The sequence below is a fragment of the Marinobacter sp. Hex_13 genome (genome assembly GCF_001566815.1).
Taxonomy (GTDB): Bacteria; Pseudomonadota; Gammaproteobacteria; order Pseudomonadales; family Oleiphilaceae; genus Marinobacter; species Marinobacter salarius.
In genome coordinates this window covers 1-17,915 of the sequence record NZ_LSMM01000047.1, presented here as the reverse complement: position 1 = coordinate 17,915, position 17,915 = coordinate 1, and the positions used below count along the sequence as shown (strand labels likewise).

Sequence of the window (17,915 nt, the reverse complement as noted above, 5' to 3'; positions counted from 1 at the left end):
TTTATAAGATTTTAAAACGCCTTTAGAATCCGAAAGTTGAGTCGATGTTGTTCTTTAAATCCATTTTCTACGGACAAATCGCTTCCATAATTTGCGATTAGTTGCAGTCCCGGATTCGCAAACCATGCCGTACCGATTGTCATTTTGGTGGTGGCAAGGTCATTGTCCTGGTTAATATCATTTATCTGTGTCTCACCGCCGAAAGTATGAGAAATACCGGTGCGAAGGTCCCATTGCGGCGTTACGTTATAACGCAGGAAGCCTTGGAGCTGATACAAGGGGTCCTGTTCCAGAGTGGCCTTGGAGGCACCGAGTTCGTCATTCTTGCCGAAAAAAGTGACGTCACCAACCAGGTCTAATGAGATGTTAGAAGTGAGACCAGTTATGTAACCCGCCTGTAATGTATGTTTCCACCGGTTTTCGCCAAGATTTAATGTGTCATTTCGATCGTAACTCCCTACCGGAACATACAGGAACGGAGTAATGCCGAAATAGGTGTTACTTTCGGGCTCGTTTACAAGCCAAACTGTCGCCGCAAGTATCAGGTCGCCGATGCCACTGGTGTCACCAAGGGAAGAGGTATCGTCTTTTCCTTCCACCTTGCCAAATGGGAGGAGAAATTGAGGGTCTACTGTGTAACCGCCAATTTCAGTGAAATGCACCCCACGCAGGATTCCTACCTGTGAGTCTAATCCAGCATTAATGGGCGCTTTGTCGCCATCCGAGTAGAGTGAGTCTGCAGTGGCGTATTGATAGTAGACCATTCCAAGATTGGTTCCGGCGGGCAGTGCCGTGTAATCCCCGGCATCAACGTCAATAGCTACTGCATTACCGGAAGTCAGCAACATGGTGGTTAATCCAACAGAAGCGACGCTGAAATTCCCCTTTCTGGAACCGAGTAAACTTTTTTGCTTATAGTTTGATACAGATGACATAGTGCAGCCTCTTATTAGTTTTGTTGGTATTGCACTCGACGTGAAGCAATCAATATGCCAGATCGATTGCTCCTTAGGAAATTATTATGAAACAATTACTTATGCGGCTTTATAGCATCTATGTTTTAGTTTTTGGAAAAAAGTGGATCGTTTCAATACACTAAAATTGGATGGTTGAATAAAAAAAATACAGAGTGGTGGGTGTCCTTATGCATAAAAAGATCGTTGATCTGAACACTCAGGTCCAGCAAGCCCGTGAGTTGTTTGACGAAGGGCATGTTGTACCGTCCCAGTGGGTGCGGGATGAGGTTTTGCGCTCTTGGCTAAGATGCAGAAAACATGGCGTGTCCCCCTCTGGTCAGCTCTTACTTGAGGCCGCGCAATTCGACCAGATTTCTTATATCCGCAATCAACATCAGCGTCTCATGACATTTGCCGAGCCTGAAATGCATCGGTTGTTTCGTGCAATCAGTTCTGCAGGTTGGGTTTTGGCGTGTCTGGAAAGAGAAGGCCGCAGCATTAAATATTTCGGCAATGACAGTCCCTGCTACGAATTGCTGGGAGCCGCTTTGAATCCTGGTATGGACCTTTCAGAGGATATAGCTGGAACCAATGCTCCCGGTTGCGCTTTGATAGAAGGCAGGCCTTCGCTTGTGTGTGGAAGTGAGCATTTCTTGCATTCTTTCCGCGATCTATCCTGCGTGGCAGTGCCCATTTTTGACCCTGCAGGGACGCTGGTCGGGGCTTTGAATGCTTCGAAACCTTATGATGGCCGACCGGTCGGGATTCTTGAAGCAGTTGCGCTCGCAACTCGGTCTGTTGAGAATCGAATGGTCGACGATTTGCGTGGCGCCTTGGTCCTCGCCCTTCACTATCGCCCGGAGCTTACACAGTCACCCATGCGTGGGTTGATACATTTCGGCGAGGATGGTGAAGTTTTAGGTGCAAACCCCTCGGCCAGACAGATGCTGGATCTCGAGTCTCTCGAGAAGACGCAGAGTCAGGTCTGTTTCAAAGACTTATTTTCATGTCGCGCTGCCGAGATCGAGGGATCACAACAAAGCCCTGTTGAGGTGGAATGTCACAATGGGGCAAGGCTTTTTCTTAAGGTTGAAAGTCTTCGGAAAGGGCTCGTGAGCGTCAAATCGACGCCACCGCAAAGACGGCCGGACATCAGTCAGTCTTTTTATGTGGGCGAGCCAACAAAACCACTTTTTGACAAGGCGCATCGGGCCTTTCAGTTTGGAGTTCCGGTTCTGGTGACTGGGGAAACCGGAACAGGCAAAGAGGTTTTAGCGCGCTCGCTACATGCCAATGGGCCTTCTTCAAAAGGCGCGTTTGTTGCCGTGAACTGCTCGGCTATTCCTGCCGGCCTGATAGAATCAGAGTTGTTTGGCTATGCAGACGGCGCTTTTACTGGTGCCCGACGTGGGGGTGCCAAGGGGAAATTTGAGGAAGCGAACGGCGGTACGCTCTTCCTGGATGAAATAGGCGATATGCCGGTAGAATTTCAAGCACGGTTGTTACGTGTTTTGCAAGAACGCATTGTCACCAGGCTTGGAGAAGAGAAGTCTCGGCCCGTCTCGTTTTCTCTGGTCTGTGCGACACATCGGAACCTTGATGAGCTTATGGAGAGTGGGGACTTTCGGAGCGATCTTTACTACCGAATCAATGGCCTCAGGGTGCAGCTCCCTGCTCTGCGGGAGCGTGAAGACCTCGATGCTTTAATTGATCACTTGCTGGCATCAATGTCACAGGAAGATTCCCCGCCAATTCTGACAGCTGAGGCTCGTAATCTCTTAAGGCACCATTCGTGGAGAGGCAATATTAGAGAGCTCCAGCAGGCACTGAATCTTGGCCAGGCGCTTTCTACTCAGGGAATTATCGATGTTGAGCACTTGCCCGAGGACATCAAGGCCAAAAATGATACTGCGGATGTGGACGTAGGCGAGGGCGGCACACTCGCCGCTGCGGAGCGCCAAGCGGTGCGATGTGTGCTCGAGAAACACAATCACAACGTCAGTGCCGCGGCTCGAGAATTAGGAATAACACGAGCCACTCTCTATCGGAAAATTAAACATTTTGGCCTCTGAGGTAATTCGTGGACTAGCCCGAATTTCTCATGAGGGGATAAAACGCGCCGCTCTTTTCACCGAGTAAGCGCCTGGGCATTACAGTTTGTCAGGTGTATCCGGCTTCTAGTTGTGGGGCATTAGCTTGGCTGTGCCGGTCGTTGTCCGCCCATTCCAAATGTCCGCTTTGCGACCAGAGCGGCCAATTTATGGCGCCAAACTGTGGTCAACTTATGGTCTCATCACCAGAAGCGGGTAGGGTAGGGGCTCTGAAGACGGAGCCCGAAGATCAGATCAGGGATCTTCCAACGCGCTCCTGGAGCCTTCGGTACCGCAGGCTTCTAAACTTTGGCAGCTCATTCACGAGCTGCTGAAATCGGCCAACCGTCCGCTCGCTCATGATCAGCCACTGATAGTCGAAGACGCCATGTTGGGTTTCGAGGAAAAGCTTTACATCTGCTCTGGTCTCCTCAACCACTTTCACGAGTTCGAACTGTTCCACTGCGCCAAACGCCTCGGCCATCCCGTCCCCATGGGATTCAATCAACCGCGCAGCATCACTCAGCGAAATAGCGCCCTCTTCATGATTGGACAGAGTTAGCGCAGCGAACCTTAAAAATCGGTCTCGGGCGAGCCGCTTCATCGTGTGCATTGTGTAATCCCCTTCCTTTGGTTTCTGACGCCCTGATTCCATGGGGAACAGGTATGAAAAAAATGCGGGTCAACACGGACCCGCATTACTAACTTCCATTTCAGCCCTGTGAGCGCTTCAACGCTGCCTTTACAAGACTCAGTGGAGCAACACGATTCCCGCTGCCATCGAGACTGGTCAACAGGATCTTATTTTTGGGCGCCTTGGTCCGAATGCCGGCTATACGGAGCCGAAGCCCTGACAAAGTGATCTCGGCGTCCAGTGCACTCTCGGGCAGACCATAAAGCTCATGGAGGTCCAGGAAAGCCTGTCGCTCTTGCGTCATTACGACGCCGTCTTCACAGATGGTCGCAAGATTCAGCTTAAAACTGCCAGTGGCATCACCGTACGTGGCACTTCCCGAAGTAATTTGCAGCCCAAGCTCTTTTGAAAGCTCGGCCAATTTCGCGTCCAGTGCCGGACGAATGACGTTTTTCAGGGTAGGGCGGTCGATAACATTTACTTGTGGCATAGGGTTTTCCTAGAATCAGAAGGGTATTAAAGATCGTTCGCGCAGTTGGCGGCTTGCAGGGACTGCTGATACAAGTAGTCGAAGTCTTCTTTCTCAAGATGTCTTCGAGCGAGCTCAACAAACAATTGCGAAACGGAGACATCGGCGCCTCCGCGGTGCTTCACCGCTTTACTGGCTTTGATGGCCTGATTTATCTCTGCCAGCTCTAGCCGTGCTGCTTCGCGCTGTTGCTGAAGCTCTTCGATCTCATTCCCAATTCGCCGCTTTGCTTCGTCTGTTGCGCTCGACATCCGCGCTTTCAGGCGGCGCTTTTCTTCATCGAGGTTGCCCATCGTCTCTATAAGCACGAGCCGACGCTGGTGTAGATTTACGAATTTTTCGGCCATCACTTTCACGCCCCCCATGCCATATCGACATCTTCCCTGGCCACTCTCAGACGACCGCCTCGTGTCTCAATAACCAGGGTGTTTTTATAGACCCGCTTAACCTTGGCCAGCACTCGACCCAACCGGACCGTCTGACCCCTTTTTACCTTTTCCATCTAACTTACCTCGCTTTGCGGTAAACCAATTTGAATGCCATTAAAGCGTAACTTTATCGCCTTTCTTTGTCAACCTTTTGGTATATCTTTCAGGCCCAAAAAGATTAGATTATCTTTCAGAACAACAATAGCCGTCACCTGGAGTTTCCGGCCGGAAACAGATAATCCATGCTCAAAGAATCTTTATGTCTTTCCAGATGCTCAAGCGCCTGGCTCTTTGGAACAGACGACTCGATGGGCAGGGGAACCACATTGGAGCCAAAAGTCTTCTGAAACTGTTCGCCCAAATCGCCTTCGAATACAACACACCACAATCCGTTTCGCGTCACCAGATCCATCTCGAAACTCTCCATTTTCATATAGTTCTATATTAGATGGCGCTATTTGATTCGAGTCAAAGTATTTTTGTTGAAAGTTTGACAAAAAAACCGGTAGGATGAGCCATTACTCACGTTCGCCGGTACTCGTGGCGACCTAACAGAAGGACCTACCCAATGGCGAAGCCCTTTGCCCCTGAGCTCAAACGCCCCATCAAAATTGCAGTAATCAACCGAAAAGGTGGCGTCGGCAAGACCAACACCACTATTAACCTGGCCTGTGAATTCGTGAATCGCGGGTACTCCACGGTGATCGCTGACACCGAGAAAGAAGGTGGTTGTGTCCACTGGCAAAGTTTGGCGGGTGATAACGCCAAAGTACCGGTGGTTGGAATGTATGACCCGATGATCAAGGTCAACATCAAAGCCTATGAAGGTTCCAACGACATCATCTTGATTGACACCGCAGGCATCATTGTCGATATGGACGATGAAGAAGACGGGAAAGCCAGCAAGATCAATAGCGCTGTTATGGCTATGGCAGACTACGTCATTGTTCCTCTGCAGCCCGCACCCGCAGACTTCCGCGCAACAGAGATCTGCGTGGAATCACTCAGCAAGATTCAAGAGTTTCGCGATGGAGCTCCGTTTTTCCGGGTTTTGTTGACCAGTACCCGCGCCAATGAAGATTTAACCAGGATGGCCTTGGAGTTATTCGGGGAGGACTACCCCTACCCAGTTTTCAAGACAACCATTCGTCGCTCTGAAGAGTTCAAGAAAGCCCACGCCTACGGCCAGGGCATCGTTGACTATGCCAAGCGATCGGAGTCTGCAAACGACATCCGAGACTTGGCCGACGAAATTCTGAAGGACCTGGATGAGGGCAAGGCATGAGCAAAAAGGCAGGCCTCAAAGCCGCTTTGGGTGGCGGCAGAAAAGAATCCACTGAGACCAGGGAAGCTAGCAAACCCGTCGTTATTGCCGCGACTGGGGAACTTTGCCGTGTATTGATCTCATCGATCACTCCTGATCCTAACCAACCGCGCGAAACGTTCGATCCTAATTTCATTGATTCTCTAGCGCGCAAGCTCCAAAAGGACGGTCAGCATCAACCCATTACCGTAGTGATGACTGGACCTAATCAATACAAGATCCGCAATGGCGAAAACCGCTGGAAAGCTGCCCAAAAAGCCGGTTGGGAATATATCGACGCCATTGTTTATGAGTATGAGCCGGCGGAGCTTACCGCCCCAGAGCAGGCAGAAATTCTTCGGAAGCAGAAGTCTGACAACGATGATCGACGCCCCCTGACACCCTGGGAAGACATCAAAGCCTGTGCACGGTATGTGGAACTGTCCGGGAAAAAGCAGGGCGAGGCCGCAGAAGACTTGGATCTCTCGAAAACCGATCTCAGCAAACGCCTGAAGATTTTCAACGGTCCCGAAGAAATCCAGATGCTTGTTCGCGCTGAAGCGCTGACCAACCTGAACACCCTTGGCAGCCTGGTTGAGTTATGGAAACTCGATCAGGAATACGCCGCGGCCGAAGCCCAGAAAATCCTTGAAGCTGGCCAAATTTCATCCGGGGCTGAACAGAAGTACGCCGCCAGGGTAAAAGCGCTTAAAGAGGGCAGGGAAGTACCAGGATCCAAACCTGCAAAGAAAGAGCAAGAACCACAGACGCCGAAACCAATGACGTTCTCGGCCAAGAAAGTGAATGTGGCCGAAAAGGGCGTGTTGGAAATTGAAGATGGGAAAGGCAACGCCATGCGCTTCAAAGTCCCAAGGAGCTGGAAGAAAGACTGGGAGAAAATCGGCGAAGCGCTGTTTGGCGGTAAATTATGAGCGATGAAACCAAAAAACAGAGGGTAGGGGATGGCCGCGTGTTCTTTGCGCACGTTTTGGCGGTCTTCGGGCCACAGGAAAGCCACGATGTCACCGCTCAACGCATTCTCGATATCGGCAGAGTCCGTTACGGTGCTGAGAGGGACAGTTTGAGAGGTAAACACCTCCGATCCTGGGCTGACGGCACCCGGATCGTTCCGAAATGGGCATACGCGGCCGCACTCGATTTGGCACTGGATAACGGATTTGAGCCAACCGATGACGACCAGGCCATCGCAACCTGGAAGACCTGGCGTTCCGAACGGCAGGAATTATCCGATGAGCAAGCCTTCACGGAGTTTCTGAGCTCTATCCCCTTATCCGACACACAACGGGCAGCTGTTCAGACATACGCGGGGTTAGGTCAATGAATATTCATCCTCAATCCTTCGCCAAGGCAGTAAGGGCTGTAAAGCCTTCTCCGGAACTGAAAGATCGCGCTTACCGCGTTCTAGTTGAAGGCGTACCAACTCTGGAAGTGTTTGAGCGAGACGCTCCAAATGCAGAGAGGGATTATCAGGTCCTTGTGGATCTGTTCAAGCACGCTGTGGCACCGACCGAACAACCTGTGTTCACTCAATTGCAGCTTGTGTCGATCACCACAGAGTTTCGATACATCAAGTATTGGGTTTTCATGGCGTTGTCGCTTGTCCTGGTTGACGGCTATGGCATGTCCCAAGTCGGCCGTTTACTTGGAATGTCACGGCAACAAGTGAACATCGGGGTGACCAAAGCCAAGGAAAAGGCTTTGTTTCTTGGCATCCTGGATGACGCGCCGGATCTGGAGACGATCACGGTGCAAATCCCGAAAACTGTCGCAAAGCAGGTGAAAGATTACGAGCATGAATTTGCAAGCGCCACCGTAAAAGAGGGGGCCCAAAAGCGTCCCGTTTTCGCAATTCTCAACAATGAGGATGCTGAAAAGGTTGAGCGATTCATCGCCGATTTAACGGGAGTAAAAGCCAGTGCCTAAGAATTCGATATGCTGGAGTTATCTTGCCTGGATCATGCCACTGATAGCTGTTCCATCACTAGCATCGGCCGATACCTTCGTCTGTATTCCTGAAGCCGCAGCCACCGTCTCTAATCAGGGACCAAGGGAGTTCAAAGGATCTGAAGCCCTGGTCACTGATGATAAATACGTGCATACCAATGAAAGCGGGACTTGGGTAGTCAAAATTCTGGGCGAGGATGATGTGTATCTTGAGTGTGAATCGAAAGGTCGATGCGGTAACGACCTTGCTTTCGGAATCTTTGAGCGCACTGGAGCGGGGTGGTTTCAGTACGTTTTCGCGCTGTATAACCCCGATACCCTTCAGACGATTGTAATGGTTGAAAAAGGGCCCTGCTCAAAACTCTGATTATTACGCACAGGCCAAGTAGAGTGTGCAATACGCCCTCTTCAAATCGTCACCCCTTACACCTCTCAAGTATATTTTTGATCTTCTCGTATTCGGCGGGATTCGGCTGCAGCTGATATTTCAATACGATCCTCGTAAATCTCGCCGTATAGCCACACCGACCCTTTGGCGGCAACCATAGGTCAGGCCCTTTGTCAGATTTCGAACTATTCAGACTCGACTCTACGATTAGGACATTCGAGGGGTCATTGGCGAATTTTTCTCTCTTCTGATCACTCCACTTATCAGCGCCCCTTTGCCAACTCCAGGAAAGCGGCACAATATGATCTGCGTCCAGTTGCCGGGCATCTTGGATGACTTCGTTCGTGAACGGGCTAATCCAGCGCCCGAAGACGACGATGCATTCAGATTCATCTTTGTATTGAACCGGAGTTGTGGATCGCTCTGCCAGCACCTCGTGCCGTGTATTTTGACAATCCCCATCATCATCTGCCCATCCGCTTCCATAGTGGCCACGGCTGTAAACCTGAGCATTGATTTGCTCCTGACTTGCTTTGGTTCCCTTGGGCAGTCGACCTCCCGACTGCATACACGACTGGAGATCCGTAAACCCCACGTAGTTTTTCACCGCGTCGTACCATGGACTTTCCGGGCCATGACAGATGCCAGAGGCGGACCTTTTGATTACATCGGCTGCCCCAACCAAGGGCAAAGCCGATAAAACTAAGATCAGTAACCACGCCGTCCGGCACCCCATCACGACTTTCCTCCTCTTTTCGTCGAATCAGGACTCTTTTCTTGATTTTGAGAATTCTTCCCTTGTTTTTCGGGTACCGGTATTTCGGCTTTTAATTCATCATTCCGCCGTTGGCTCGCTTCCAACTGGGTTTCGAGCTGCGTGACTTTTGTTTCAGCACTCTTCTGCGCGGAGCGGGCCTCATCACGCTCTTTCTTTCGCTCTTCGGACTGTGTCGTAATCGCCTTCTTTTCGGCTTCAAGCTCTTTCAACCGTCCTTGTGCCTCTAACAACTGCCCGCTTAACGTGGAGACTTCAGCCTCCCGGGTTTCCACAAGCGTCGCCCAGCCATCCCTCTGCTTTCGAAGATCAGATTTGTCTCTCTCCAGACTCTCATTAGCTTTCTTGAGACCTGCAACCTCGACCTTTAAGTCACTGGCCTTTTCTTGCTCTTTGGTCAATTTCTGTTCCGAAACAGCAAGATCCTTCTCCAGTTTTACCAGCTTGGTGCTGAGATCTTTTCGATCATCGTTGGCTGACTGGAGCTCATTTCTCATGGCTTCGAGCGCTTCCTGAAGGCTTTGTACCTGTCCTTCTAACTCGTCAAAGGCAGCTGTTGCATCAATCAGCTCTGCCTCCGCGCTTTGTTGTTGCTCCTTCGCCGACTTCATGACATCGGCTACTCGGCGCTCTGCGGTTTTAACAGCACGGTTGTTAAGATTGATCGCAAGTGTCCTGACCTGATCCAGGAATGAGCTGGTCATTTCATTCAGCGCTTCTTCAACCTCGACAGGAAGATCCTGGACGGGCTCGCTTTCAACAACCTCCTGGCTTTGGCGATAGTCCTCCCAAACCCTCACCAAGCGCGACGGGTTGCCGCCTCCGATTTCCTTCCTCAAGGCAAAACCGGTTACTCGCCGACCGGCGCCCAATAACCGCTTGGCCGCTTCGATGATTTGCTCGTCTTCAAATTCAGCTGGGCGCATATAAACCTCGAATCAGTGGTGATGTGTATTAAGTATAGCGTTTCCCACTAAATAAACAAACAAATTAATAAACAAACAAAGAAACAAATAAATATTTAAAATCAGATTGTGTTTGGATAGAATTCCAGCTGCCTAAACCTGCCTTGATTGTGTGCCGGATCGGCACACAGGTTGATTATTAGCCAGTGGAGGGATAATATATGAGGGCTGGCAGACCCATGAGGAGGGGGAGAAAATTCTGCGACCGCATTTGCCTTTGCCCAGGCTTACAGGGCCTCCTCGCCAGCCAACGAAAAATATTAGGAGCACTGCCATGAAGAAACAGCTGGGGAACGGATCCACTGATCCGCGCATTGTGGCGCGAGTCAGTACGGAGACGCAGAGGTACATAGCGCAAGCTGCTGAGCTAACAGGCGTGACCCTGTCACAATTTGTGATTGAGTCATCCATGAGCCGGGCGGAAAGGGTGATCGACCAGATGACTCGCATTAAGGTGACCGTTGAGACGGGTAACCGAATGCTAAATCTAATGGATCGTAAGCCTAGGAAACCCAGATCAAGCAAGCTCATTCAGGACGCGCTCGACTACAAGGAAACGATAGATGCGAGCGAAACTTACACCGATTCAAAAGAGACATAACCGCAGAGATTTTGACTGTGGTAATGAACAACTGAATAACTATTTAGCTAACAGCGCGCGGTCATCCGACTCCAAAAGGATGACAAGGACATTTGTCCTGGAAGATCCAAGAGACTCAAATAGGGTCATGGGTTTTGTGACGCTGACTCCCACCACAATCGACATTCCAGATGAGTGCTTTGCCGGCCGTAAACTTAAGAGTCCGGTACCCGCTCTGTTGCTCGCCAAAATGGCCGTGGATAACCGGTACAAGGGGCAGGGTTGTGGCAAACGTCTTTTTACCTACTCGATCATTACCGCAGCTGAGATTTCAGATGCCGTAGGTGGCGTAGGCTTGGTTATTGATGCCAAGGACCAGGATGCAAAAGCTTTTTACCTTGATAGGGCAGGGGACGACCTTGAGATCATCGATGAGACCGGCCTTAAGCTGTGGCTCCCGATAGGCGTGTGCAACTTTATTGCAGGCATAGCGTAGATCGCTCGTCGTCTAGCACTGGTCTGCAGACCGTATTGCTTTTAGAGAGAATCCATCTTTGAAAGGCAATGCGCTCCAGCTAACGGGGCCCTGAAGACCGGGGCAGCAGTTACAACGGTATCATCCAGGTTGCCGGTCACTGGTGTGCCTGTATCAGAGATAGAAGTCCATAAGCCATGTTTGCACTATTTTATGTTTCTATAGTTATGTTTGTTTCGGAGCTGAAAAATAACGCCAAAACAACAAGGTAGAACGATTAGGGCAACTCACATGAAGACTCAGTATCTTTGAGACGGTCTAGGGCAACTCAATGACGGTAGAAAGCCACCCTCAAGAATTCTTAGAGCAACTAAAAGACGGTCACCCACAACCTAACGATGGTCAGCAAAAAAGCTGTGTTTTCCACAAGTTGGCAGAGAGCATTCACCAAGGGCAACTAGATGACGGCGGTCTTGAGGCCAGAAAACACAGTCATTCGGCAACCTAAATGAAGTTTCTCGGGTTAAAAGGCAACTCAATGACGGGATCTTTCGTGTCAAAACCGATATCCCGCTAACCTGGTGCCGATCGCACCCATCAAAAGCAACCGAATGACGGTAAGAACCGCTTCACCCGGCCCCAATTAAAGGCAACCTTATGACGGGCGGCACACTACTCAGGCCTTCGTGCTAACTAAAAGCAACTCGATGACGGTTCGGCGACCTCAAAAACAGCTAAAGGCAACTCAATGACGGGCTCAGCCAGGATTTCGGCAACCGAATGATGGTCATTTCAGGTCTTCACAATCAAAATTCGATGAAGAATTGAGCAAATGGATGCTTGTGAGCCGCTAAAGGCAACCTTATGACGGCGAATTCGACGTTAAACCGGCAAACTAGAGAGCTCGTGACCAGCCCGGTCTACCAGGAATATCTAAACCAAACGTCATTTGGTTGCCCATGGCCGTCATTGGGTTGCCTTTTACCATCCTGAAGTTGCTTCTTGCCCTTCGCCCTTGAAGCTTTTTCTGTTGGGTGATATTTGTTCGAACCATCAATTCACTTATTCGGGGTTCATCGTGGGACAAGCAGCTGAAGCTAATCACCAGCTCGATTTAATTCCACTCAACGAAAACACCCCTAAACTCCGGGTTGCGAAAGCCAACGCCTTGGTTGAGGCGCAATTTGAGCTGACAAGCCAAGAGCACAAACTTCTTTTGGTTGCCATGGCGCAGATCCGTAAAGATCAGACACAGTTCCATGAGCAAGTCTTCCAGGTTCAGGATCTAGTAGCCCATTTGGAGCTCAACCCCAAAAACGCCTATCGAGATCTCCGCCGCATTTCTAAAGGCATTATGAGCAAGCAAGTCACTATCCGGAATGAAGACACCGGCGAATGGCGAATGTACCAATGGGTTTCCAAAGCTTATTGTGAGCGTGGATCATTCGGCATCAAATTTAGTGAAGAGCTCAAGCCTTTCCTGATCGGCCTGGTTGGCCGCTTCACACTTTATGAGTTAGGTCGAATTCTGCGAATGAAATCGAATTACGCGATTCGACTCTATGAGTTATTTCAGCAGTACCGTAAGTTCGGCAACCGGACCGTTGGGCTTGATCCTAAGCTCGCTGCTCGCAATGGTTGGGATAACTTCTCGAAGCTGATGGGCTACAACCCGGAAACATACGAAAGATTCGCCAATCTCAACCAGAAAGTTCTCCAGCCGGCTATTGCCCAGATTGAGCAATTTACTGAATTTAAAAAGGTCTACGTTAAAAAGATAAAGCACGGCCGTAAAACGGTTGCCCTTGAGTTCGAGTGGAAGACCATCGACACCTTGGAGGATCTTCCGAACCATCCGCTTTACTCGGATCTCAGAGCTCTCGGAGTAACCGATGCCTCCTGCAGAGAGATCTTCACCAAATATGATGAGGATCGAATCGTCAGCAATTTGGCACTGGCGAAAGCTCACCACAGGTCTCAAACACTCAGCAATCCCGCTGGATGGTTTGTAACGGCAGTTCGAGAAAACTATGCAAATCCAGAACTACCACTGGATGCGATAGAACAGGAAACTAAGGCGGACGCCTCAAAACCAAGCACAAGCCATCCTTTATTCCACGAGTGCGCTACTCCTGCCGAATTCCGTAATCTGGTTGCCGCAGAAAAGGATAGGGGAGAGCCTTTCTCCAGTTATTCGGAATTTCTGAATTATTCTGTTGCCCAACAGGTCGAAAAATTCCGATCTACAACCGATTGAACGCTTTCCTACCTCTTTAGGCCACAAGCCCAGAACTCCGCTTCAGATTCCCTGCATAAACCAAAGTCTGCCCAAACACGCCTGCCAGGTCTGCAGATACCAACTAAAATTACTAAGGTCCAATAAACAGGGTAATTGCGGAGCAGCTCCAGGGAGGATTTGAGCCATGGCAAAAGAAAAGAAAACTATGCCCGGGCCTTTAGCAATCACGCTTTTCGTGATCGGTGGAATAGTTGGATTCCACCTCGGCGATCTACTTAGCGACCACCGCGTCTGGGAGCAATATTTCTCCTGGGTCTTCGCCGGCGTTTTCGCTATCGGCTCCCCAGTAGTTGTCGCCGCTATCTTTTGGGACTGACCACCTATAACCCAATTTACAATTACGACTCCCAATAGTGAAGACTGGAGTACAAGAACAATAAACAAAGCTTAGGTTGTTAGCTGCCTACCGTTTAGCATACTACGCATAATAAACATTATGTTAAACCAGGTGCGGTGTTCATTTTAGTTCAGGAGGTTTTGGATCGGCCTGTAGCCCAGTGGCTGTGGGGTTTCCTGTAAATATCACCGAGACACGTCTACTGCTCTTACGCGCAGTCCATAAATTAATTCAGGGCACTTCGAACAACGCGCAAACTTGATCTTTAGAGTGCAGTCTGGTCGCGACTCTCGCATCCCCAAAGTGGGTTGCCTGGCAATTGGAGATGCTTGGGTGACTGAAGAGCGAAGTTGGGTTTGGTCGCAAAGCGAACATTCCGATTTAGAGATAACGCTTGCAGCATGCGGGCCTACGGAATAGAGCCGAAGGCGCACTGGAAAAGACGTCGCCGTGCCTGCAATGTTTAAAATCTCTCAATGTTGAGTTTCCGGCCAACAGCGCCCATCAAATGTCCCTAACTGGCCTTAGGTACAGCCAAAGTGCTGAAGATGGTGAACCACAGGTCGCTGAATCCCCGAAGTTGATCAAGTACCGATCCCGATTATCACCTGAGAAGTCATAGCAAAAGGTTCTAGTCCAGTACCCCGCGTCAGTTGGCACATTAGGAAAAACAGCGGGATAATGACCTGCGACCTCCAAACTCAATTCAGGATCATCTTTAGGGTCGGTTGATTCACAATCAGCATTTTCAACACTGCCTGGATTTTGGTTTCCAGCAAACCATGCCCTTGAGCCAGTATCACAGAAATTCAGGCCAAGCATTTCCCATACATCCGGAATCCTCGCGCCCAAAGCGTTGGCTGCGTTTTTCGCCTCGTCAAAGTAAAGGCGCGTTGGTGAACCAACACAGCTTTCCACTTCTGCATCATACTCCATGCCAATAAAGCACCGACGCCACTCCAAATTGGTAACTAAATCACGGACCCACTCCCCTTCATTGACGGCTTGATATCGAGGGACACTGAGAGCCCTTCCGCTGAATTCACTTTCCATGTCGTCAGCTATCGCCGTCACGTAAATATGATAGATCTCTGCCTGCCTGGGGGTTTCGAGCAAAAAGGGTGAAGTAGAGTTCATTGAGAGCTGTGCGCCATCGAAAACCGAATAGTTTTCCTGGTCAGTGATGGCTTCAACTGCGGAATAGACTCTGTAGGCTGAGACTGCCGAGAGGGATGTGTGGACCCACGATATCGAAGACGCCGTCGCTTCAACTTGAACCTCCGTTATAGAAGGCGCTTCCAGGGCTGTTTGAATGGGACCTTCAGTATCAGTACTCTCATCACTACCGCCCCCGCCACCACATGCAGTCAAAGCGGTGGACAACACAGTAATAGAAATTACCTTAATAAATACCTCCAAGTTCAGCGAAGACGCAGACGCCAAGAAAAAAGCGGAAGATCGCGTGGCGCTGTTGACCCCGATTGCCAAGGCCTTCTTCACCGACCGTGGCCTGGACACCACTATCACCGGTCAGCAGGTATTCGGTGGTCACGGTTATATCCGTGAGTGGGGCATGGAACAGTTCGTCCGTGATTGCCGTATTTCCCAGATCTACGAAGGCACCAACGGTATTCAGGCGCTGGACCTGGCCGGCCGTAAAGTGGCTCGCAACGGCGGCAAGTCCGTGGATGCCTTCCTGGCGGATGCCCAGGCCTGGGTTGATGCCAATGGCGACAACGCGCAGCTGGCCGCTGTGAAGGACGATCTGCAAGCGGCTTTGGCATTGCTGAAGTCCTCCACCGATACGTTGTTGGCCCAGGCCGGTGATAACCCGGATGCCATCAGTGCCGGTGCGGTGGAGTATCTGGATATCTTTGGCTATGTGATCTACGCATGGCTGTGGGCCCAGATGCTGGCGGCTACGGACGGTCGTGATGATGACTTCGCCAAAGCCAAGCGCATCACCGGCCAGTACTACTTCCAGCGTGTCTTGCCGAAAGCCCAGTCCCTGGCGGCCCAGCTGAACAGTGGCGCGGCTACCATGATGGATCTGGATGCGGATCTGTTTTAAAGACCGCTGCATGTGGCACGCAACACGCCGCACGCATAAAGAAACCGCACCTCCAGGGGGGCGGTTTTTTTATGCCTGTTAACGTTTCAGCGCGGAGGGCAGAGGAGCGTGATTCGTTCACCCTTGCGACGTGTTGTTGCTTGCAGCATGAAGCGTGCTGCGCCTCTTCTACGGAAACTGCATGTTCAAGGGTGAGCTGCCTTGGAGGCTTTGCGCGCGGTCGGGCTCGTCGATAAAGGGGTTACGGTTGCCTTGCAGTTGCTCGATCACGTTATTGCGGCGGCGCTCTTCGTCGGTGACCGGGTCTTCCTGGTTCCAGCGTTGGTACATATCCAGGGTACCCAGCAGGGGAAGCTCGTAACGTTCGTGGAGATAGAGCATGGCCCGGGCTACGTCTCCCTTGGCGCTGACCGGTGGCTCGAATACCTGGAAAGATTGTTTGTAACCGCAGTTACTGTCTTTTGCCGTCGTGTCAGGCAGATCGCCAAACAGGGTGCGCCGGCGGTCCAGCTCGGCGCGGCGGGTGACAGGGAAAAGAGCGTGACGGTCCTTGCGAATATCAGAAAATTGCGGATTGTTTTCGCAAAGGCGACTGCTGCGACAACCAAAATGCTGAGCCAGTCGGCGTTCATCGTAAATCTGCTCTACCGAAATGCGATCACCAGGCTTGAAGGGCTCCTGACAATAAAGGGTGTTGCCTCCGTTGGCGTAAACCTGCTTGAGGAACAGTGCGTCCATGCCATCGGCGTAGCTGGCCGCAACCGGCAAAAAACTTGCCAGTAAAGCCAGTGTAATTTTGTGCATATTGTGAATCCTGTCACATTTCCAATATTGCCATCTTAGCCCCCAAGGCCAGGGTGACGGATATCTACAATGTATACCGAGCAGACAGGTGGTGCCAACGGTGGGACTAGTGGTTGTCTAACAAAAGCGTCACGCAGCTCTGGATATGTGCAGTGATCGCGGTTTCGTCGGGAAGCTGGCTGGGCGCCAGCAGGGCGCAGAGCTGGAAGTCGGCCTTGATCATCCCGAAAAACTGCCGGGCGGCATGGGGGCTGGGCTGGGCTCCTGATAGGAGTCCGCGGTCGTGCAGGCACTGCAGGTAAAGCTGCAACTGCTCTTGCAACATGTGTGGCCCGGCTTCGTAAACGGTTTGCCCGAGTTGGGCAAAGGCCGCCCCTTCCGCTATCAGCAGCCGATACAACTCCAAGTTGACTGGATCCGTCAGCGCGTTGAAAAAAGCGTGGCCCAGCAGTTCCAGGCCTTCCCGGGCCGTTAATCCGTCCAGTTCCAGGCTGCGGATATCGTGCACCATCTTGTGGGCGTGGTGGGCAATGACCGCGCTGAACAGGCCACGTTTGTCGCCAAAATACTCATACAGGCTGCGGCGCGAACCACCTGCTTCCGCAATGATCATGTCCAGCGTGGTGCGGTCATAGCCATGCTGCAGGAAGGTGTGGGTGGCGGCATCAAGCAGTGCCTGTCGACGACGCTGGCCGCGCTCGCTGAGCTGTTGGGTCATGAAGAAAGTCCTGTGATATCACTCAATGGTATTGAGCAGGACACTTTCCGGCAATGACGGTGGGCATCAATAAGCAAGGCAAAGTGGTAAGGGCGTAGCCAAAACGGGATTAACCGCACGAAAACAAGGTTGATTAATAAATAAGAATCAATATCATTGCGATTCTCTTTTATTGCTTTCCCTGTCCAAGGAGGCGGACATCCCTCATGACCCTCATGGGCCTGTTATTTTCCCGTAGAAAGAAAGCCTTCGCGGCGGTGGCGGTGCTCAGTGTGCTGAGTGCGGTATTGAGTGTGGCGGTATTGGCGTTTATCAGTCAGCGGTTGCTGGCCGGTGGCGCGGACCTGCCGGTGGTGCTGCTGCAGTTTGCCTTGTTGCTGGTGGCGCTGCTGGTCACTGCCACGGCCGCCCAGGTCACCCTGCATGTGCTGGGACACCGGATGGTCTACGGCCTGCGCCGGGATCTGGTGCGCCGGGTGTTGGCCACGGACATCGAGCAACTGGAAAAGGTGGGCGGGCCGCACCTGCTGGCGGCGCTGAGCACCGACCTGCGTAACCTGACAATCGCCTTTGTGCACTTGCCGGAGCTGGTCTACGG

The 17,915-nt window shown here is 51.2% G+C and carries 23 protein-coding genes and 1 pseudogene; 13 read left to right on the top strand and 11 right to left on the bottom strand.

The window, feature by feature from the left end; all coding sequences use genetic code 11:
* Positions 1 to 11: 11 nt before the first annotated feature.
* Positions 12 to 935 (bottom strand): transporter, encoded by a 924-nt coding sequence (locus AXW11_RS12240; protein ID WP_069183784.1) that lies wholly within the window; start codon positions 933 to 935, stop codon positions 12 to 14.
* Between the two features lie 209 nt (positions 936 to 1,144).
* Between AXW11_RS12240 and AXW11_RS12235 the strand changes: the two genes are divergently transcribed.
* Positions 1,145 to 3,028 (top strand): sigma-54-dependent Fis family transcriptional regulator, encoded by a 1,884-nt coding sequence (locus AXW11_RS12235; protein ID WP_091643530.1) that lies wholly within the window; start codon positions 1,145 to 1,147, stop codon positions 3,026 to 3,028.
* A gap of 268 nt (positions 3,029 to 3,296) precedes the next feature.
* Here the strand turns inward: AXW11_RS12235 and AXW11_RS12230 are convergent, their stop codons facing one another.
* From AXW11_RS12230 to AXW11_RS12210, 5 genes are all read right to left on the bottom strand, one after another.
* Positions 3,297 to 3,659, bottom strand: coding sequence for a hypothetical protein (locus AXW11_RS12230; protein WP_091643533.1), 363 nt, complete (start codon positions 3,657 to 3,659; stop codon positions 3,297 to 3,299).
* 100 nt (positions 3,660 to 3,759) lie between these two features.
* Complete coding sequence (locus tag AXW11_RS12225; RefSeq protein ID WP_091643536.1) at positions 3,760 to 4,170, bottom strand: hypothetical protein; 411 nt, start codon at positions 4,168 to 4,170, stop codon at positions 3,760 to 3,762.
* A gap of 26 nt (positions 4,171 to 4,196) precedes the next feature.
* The gene (locus AXW11_RS12220; protein ID WP_143071165.1) at positions 4,197 to 4,556 is read right to left on the bottom strand and encodes a hypothetical protein; all 360 of its coding nucleotides are present in this window, start codon (positions 4,554 to 4,556) and stop codon (positions 4,197 to 4,199) included.
* 5 nt (positions 4,557 to 4,561) lie between these two features.
* Entirely contained in the window at positions 4,562 to 4,711 is a 150-nt protein-coding gene (locus AXW11_RS12215; protein WP_153634927.1) for a hypothetical protein, read from the bottom strand.
* A gap of 134 nt (positions 4,712 to 4,845) precedes the next feature.
* Complete coding sequence (locus AXW11_RS12210) at positions 4,846 to 5,049, bottom strand: hypothetical protein (protein WP_091643540.1); 204 nt, start codon at positions 5,047 to 5,049, stop codon at positions 4,846 to 4,848.
* 156 nt (positions 5,050 to 5,205) lie between these two features.
* Here AXW11_RS12210 and AXW11_RS12205 point away from each other — a divergent pair, with 156 nt between their 5' ends.
* The 5 genes from AXW11_RS12205 to AXW11_RS12185 are packed head-to-tail and all read left to right on the top strand — an operon-like array spanning position 5,206 to position 8,272.
* On the top strand, positions 5,206 to 5,922 hold the full coding sequence (locus AXW11_RS12205) for a nucleotide-binding protein (RefSeq protein ID WP_091643544.1): 717 nt from the start codon (positions 5,206 to 5,208) through the stop codon (positions 5,920 to 5,922).
* Positions 5,919 to 6,872, top strand: a complete 954-nt coding sequence (locus AXW11_RS12200) for a ParB/RepB/Spo0J family partition protein (RefSeq protein ID WP_091643547.1) — start codon at positions 5,919 to 5,921, stop codon at positions 6,870 to 6,872. Before AXW11_RS12205 ends, AXW11_RS12200 begins: the two co-directional genes overlap by 4 nt.
* Complete coding sequence (locus tag AXW11_RS12195) at positions 6,869 to 7,282, top strand: hypothetical protein (protein WP_091643549.1); 414 nt, start codon at positions 6,869 to 6,871, stop codon at positions 7,280 to 7,282. Before AXW11_RS12200 ends, AXW11_RS12195 begins: the two co-directional genes overlap by 4 nt.
* Positions 7,279 to 7,884: a hypothetical protein gene (locus AXW11_RS12190; RefSeq protein WP_091643552.1), complete on the top strand. Its 606-nt coding sequence runs from the start codon at positions 7,279 to 7,281 to the stop codon at positions 7,882 to 7,884. Before AXW11_RS12195 ends, AXW11_RS12190 begins: the two co-directional genes overlap by 4 nt.
* Positions 7,877 to 8,272: a hypothetical protein gene (locus AXW11_RS12185; protein WP_143071166.1), complete on the top strand. Its 396-nt coding sequence runs from the start codon at positions 7,877 to 7,879 to the stop codon at positions 8,270 to 8,272. Before AXW11_RS12190 ends, AXW11_RS12185 begins: the two co-directional genes overlap by 8 nt.
* A gap of 49 nt (positions 8,273 to 8,321) precedes the next feature.
* On the opposite strand, the gene AXW11_RS12180 is transcribed toward AXW11_RS12185, so the two are convergent.
* Positions 8,322 to 8,861: an HNH endonuclease family protein gene (locus tag AXW11_RS12180; protein ID WP_258955219.1), complete on the bottom strand. Its 540-nt coding sequence runs from the start codon at positions 8,859 to 8,861 to the stop codon at positions 8,322 to 8,324.
* 167 nt (positions 8,862 to 9,028) lie between these two features.
* Positions 9,029 to 9,994 carry a DNA-binding protein gene (locus AXW11_RS12175; RefSeq protein WP_091643560.1) on the bottom strand — a complete coding sequence of 322 codons (966 nt, stop codon included), beginning with the start codon at positions 9,992 to 9,994 and terminating at the stop codon, positions 9,029 to 9,031.
* Positions 9,995 to 10,307: 313 nt separating this feature from the next.
* On the opposite strand from AXW11_RS12175, the gene AXW11_RS12170 reads away from it, so the two are divergent.
* The 5 genes from AXW11_RS12170 to AXW11_RS12150 all read left to right on the top strand — a co-directional run bounded on the left by AXW11_RS12170 (position 10,308) and on the right by AXW11_RS12150 (position 13,703).
* The gene (locus tag AXW11_RS12170; RefSeq protein WP_091643563.1) at positions 10,308 to 10,634 is read left to right on the top strand and encodes a type II toxin-antitoxin system TacA family antitoxin; all 327 of its coding nucleotides are present in this window, start codon (positions 10,308 to 10,310) and stop codon (positions 10,632 to 10,634) included.
* The gene (locus AXW11_RS12165; protein WP_091643566.1) at positions 10,597 to 11,109 is read left to right on the top strand and encodes a GNAT family N-acetyltransferase; all 513 of its coding nucleotides are present in this window, start codon (positions 10,597 to 10,599) and stop codon (positions 11,107 to 11,109) included. Before AXW11_RS12170 ends, AXW11_RS12165 begins: the two co-directional genes overlap by 38 nt.
* A gap of 310 nt (positions 11,110 to 11,419) precedes the next feature.
* Complete coding sequence (locus tag AXW11_RS12160; RefSeq protein ID WP_177190646.1) at positions 11,420 to 11,596, top strand: hypothetical protein; 177 nt, start codon at positions 11,420 to 11,422, stop codon at positions 11,594 to 11,596.
* Between the two features lie 570 nt (positions 11,597 to 12,166).
* Positions 12,167 to 13,345 (top strand): replication initiation protein, encoded by a 1,179-nt coding sequence (locus tag AXW11_RS12155; protein ID WP_091643693.1) that lies wholly within the window; start codon positions 12,167 to 12,169, stop codon positions 13,343 to 13,345.
* Positions 13,346 to 13,511: 166 nt separating this feature from the next.
* The gene (locus tag AXW11_RS12150) at positions 13,512 to 13,703 is read left to right on the top strand and encodes a hypothetical protein (RefSeq protein ID WP_091643569.1); all 192 of its coding nucleotides are present in this window, start codon (positions 13,512 to 13,514) and stop codon (positions 13,701 to 13,703) included.
* 525 nt (positions 13,704 to 14,228) lie between these two features.
* On the opposite strand, the gene AXW11_RS12145 is transcribed toward AXW11_RS12150, so the two are convergent.
* Positions 14,229 to 15,110, bottom strand: a complete 882-nt coding sequence (locus AXW11_RS12145; RefSeq protein WP_286792319.1) for an Lcl C-terminal domain-containing protein — start codon at positions 15,108 to 15,110, stop codon at positions 14,229 to 14,231.
* On the opposite strand from AXW11_RS12145, the gene AXW11_RS12140 reads away from it, so the two are divergent.
* Positions 15,100 to 15,795: an acyl-CoA dehydrogenase C-terminal domain-containing protein gene (locus AXW11_RS12140; protein ID WP_286792318.1), complete on the top strand. Its 696-nt coding sequence runs from the start codon at positions 15,100 to 15,102 to the stop codon at positions 15,793 to 15,795. The genes AXW11_RS12145 and AXW11_RS12140 overlap by 11 nt on opposite strands.
* Before the next feature lie 168 nt (positions 15,796 to 15,963).
* Here the strand turns inward: AXW11_RS12140 and AXW11_RS12135 are convergent, their stop codons facing one another.
* The gene (locus tag AXW11_RS12135; RefSeq protein WP_286792317.1) at positions 15,964 to 16,599 is read right to left on the bottom strand and encodes an endonuclease; all 636 of its coding nucleotides are present in this window, start codon (positions 16,597 to 16,599) and stop codon (positions 15,964 to 15,966) included.
* A gap of 106 nt (positions 16,600 to 16,705) precedes the next feature.
* On the bottom strand, positions 16,706 to 17,317 hold the full coding sequence (locus AXW11_RS12130) for a TetR/AcrR family transcriptional regulator (RefSeq protein ID WP_286792316.1): 612 nt from the start codon (positions 17,315 to 17,317) through the stop codon (positions 16,706 to 16,708).
* 206 nt (positions 17,318 to 17,523) lie between these two features.
* Between AXW11_RS12130 and AXW11_RS12125 the strand changes: the two are divergent.
* Positions 17,524 to 17,915, top strand: a pseudogene (locus AXW11_RS12125) (multidrug ABC transporter permease/ATP-binding protein); the annotation flags it as partial.

Excerpts from the sequence above, each read along its gene's own strand:
- AXW11_RS12240 (WP_069183784.1), bottom strand. The coding sequence starts at position 935 with ATGTCATCTGTATCAAACTATAAGCAAAAAAGTTTACTCGGTTCCAGA.
- AXW11_RS12235 (WP_091643530.1), top strand. The coding sequence starts at position 1,145 with ATGCATAAAAAGATCGTTGATCTGAACACTCAGGTCCAGCAAGCCCGT.
- AXW11_RS12230 (WP_091643533.1), bottom strand. The coding sequence starts at position 3,659 with ATGCACACGATGAAGCGGCTCGCCCGAGACCGATTTTTAAGGTTCGCT.
- AXW11_RS12225 (WP_091643536.1), bottom strand. The coding sequence starts at position 4,170 with ATGCCACAAGTAAATGTTATCGACCGCCCTACCCTGAAAAACGTCATT.
- AXW11_RS12220 (WP_143071165.1), bottom strand. The coding sequence starts at position 4,556 with ATGGCCGAAAAATTCGTAAATCTACACCAGCGTCGGCTCGTGCTTATA.
- AXW11_RS12215 (WP_153634927.1), bottom strand. The coding sequence starts at position 4,711 with ATGGAAAAGGTAAAAAGGGGTCAGACGGTCCGGTTGGGTCGAGTGCTG.
- AXW11_RS12210 (WP_091643540.1), bottom strand. The coding sequence starts at position 5,049 with ATGGATCTGGTGACGCGAAACGGATTGTGGTGTGTTGTATTCGAAGGC.
- AXW11_RS12205 (WP_091643544.1), top strand. The coding sequence starts at position 5,206 with ATGGCGAAGCCCTTTGCCCCTGAGCTCAAACGCCCCATCAAAATTGCA.
- AXW11_RS12200 (WP_091643547.1), top strand. The coding sequence starts at position 5,919 with ATGAGCAAAAAGGCAGGCCTCAAAGCCGCTTTGGGTGGCGGCAGAAAA.
- AXW11_RS12195 (WP_091643549.1), top strand. The coding sequence starts at position 6,869 with ATGAGCGATGAAACCAAAAAACAGAGGGTAGGGGATGGCCGCGTGTTC.
- AXW11_RS12190 (WP_091643552.1), top strand. The coding sequence starts at position 7,279 with ATGAATATTCATCCTCAATCCTTCGCCAAGGCAGTAAGGGCTGTAAAG.
- AXW11_RS12180 (WP_258955219.1), bottom strand. The coding sequence starts at position 8,861 with ATGCAGTCGGGAGGTCGACTGCCCAAGGGAACCAAAGCAAGTCAGGAG.
- AXW11_RS12175 (WP_091643560.1), bottom strand. The coding sequence starts at position 9,994 with ATGCGCCCAGCTGAATTTGAAGACGAGCAAATCATCGAAGCGGCCAAG.
- AXW11_RS12170 (WP_091643563.1), top strand. The coding sequence starts at position 10,308 with ATGAAGAAACAGCTGGGGAACGGATCCACTGATCCGCGCATTGTGGCG.
- AXW11_RS12165 (WP_091643566.1), top strand. The coding sequence starts at position 10,597 with ATGCGAGCGAAACTTACACCGATTCAAAAGAGACATAACCGCAGAGAT.
- AXW11_RS12160 (WP_177190646.1), top strand. The coding sequence starts at position 11,420 with ATGACGGTAGAAAGCCACCCTCAAGAATTCTTAGAGCAACTAAAAGAC.
- AXW11_RS12150 (WP_091643569.1), top strand. The coding sequence starts at position 13,512 with ATGGCAAAAGAAAAGAAAACTATGCCCGGGCCTTTAGCAATCACGCTT.
- AXW11_RS12135 (WP_286792317.1), bottom strand. The coding sequence starts at position 16,599 with ATGCACAAAATTACACTGGCTTTACTGGCAAGTTTTTTGCCGGTTGCG.
- AXW11_RS12130 (WP_286792316.1), bottom strand. The coding sequence starts at position 17,317 with ATGACCCAACAGCTCAGCGAGCGCGGCCAGCGTCGTCGACAGGCACTG.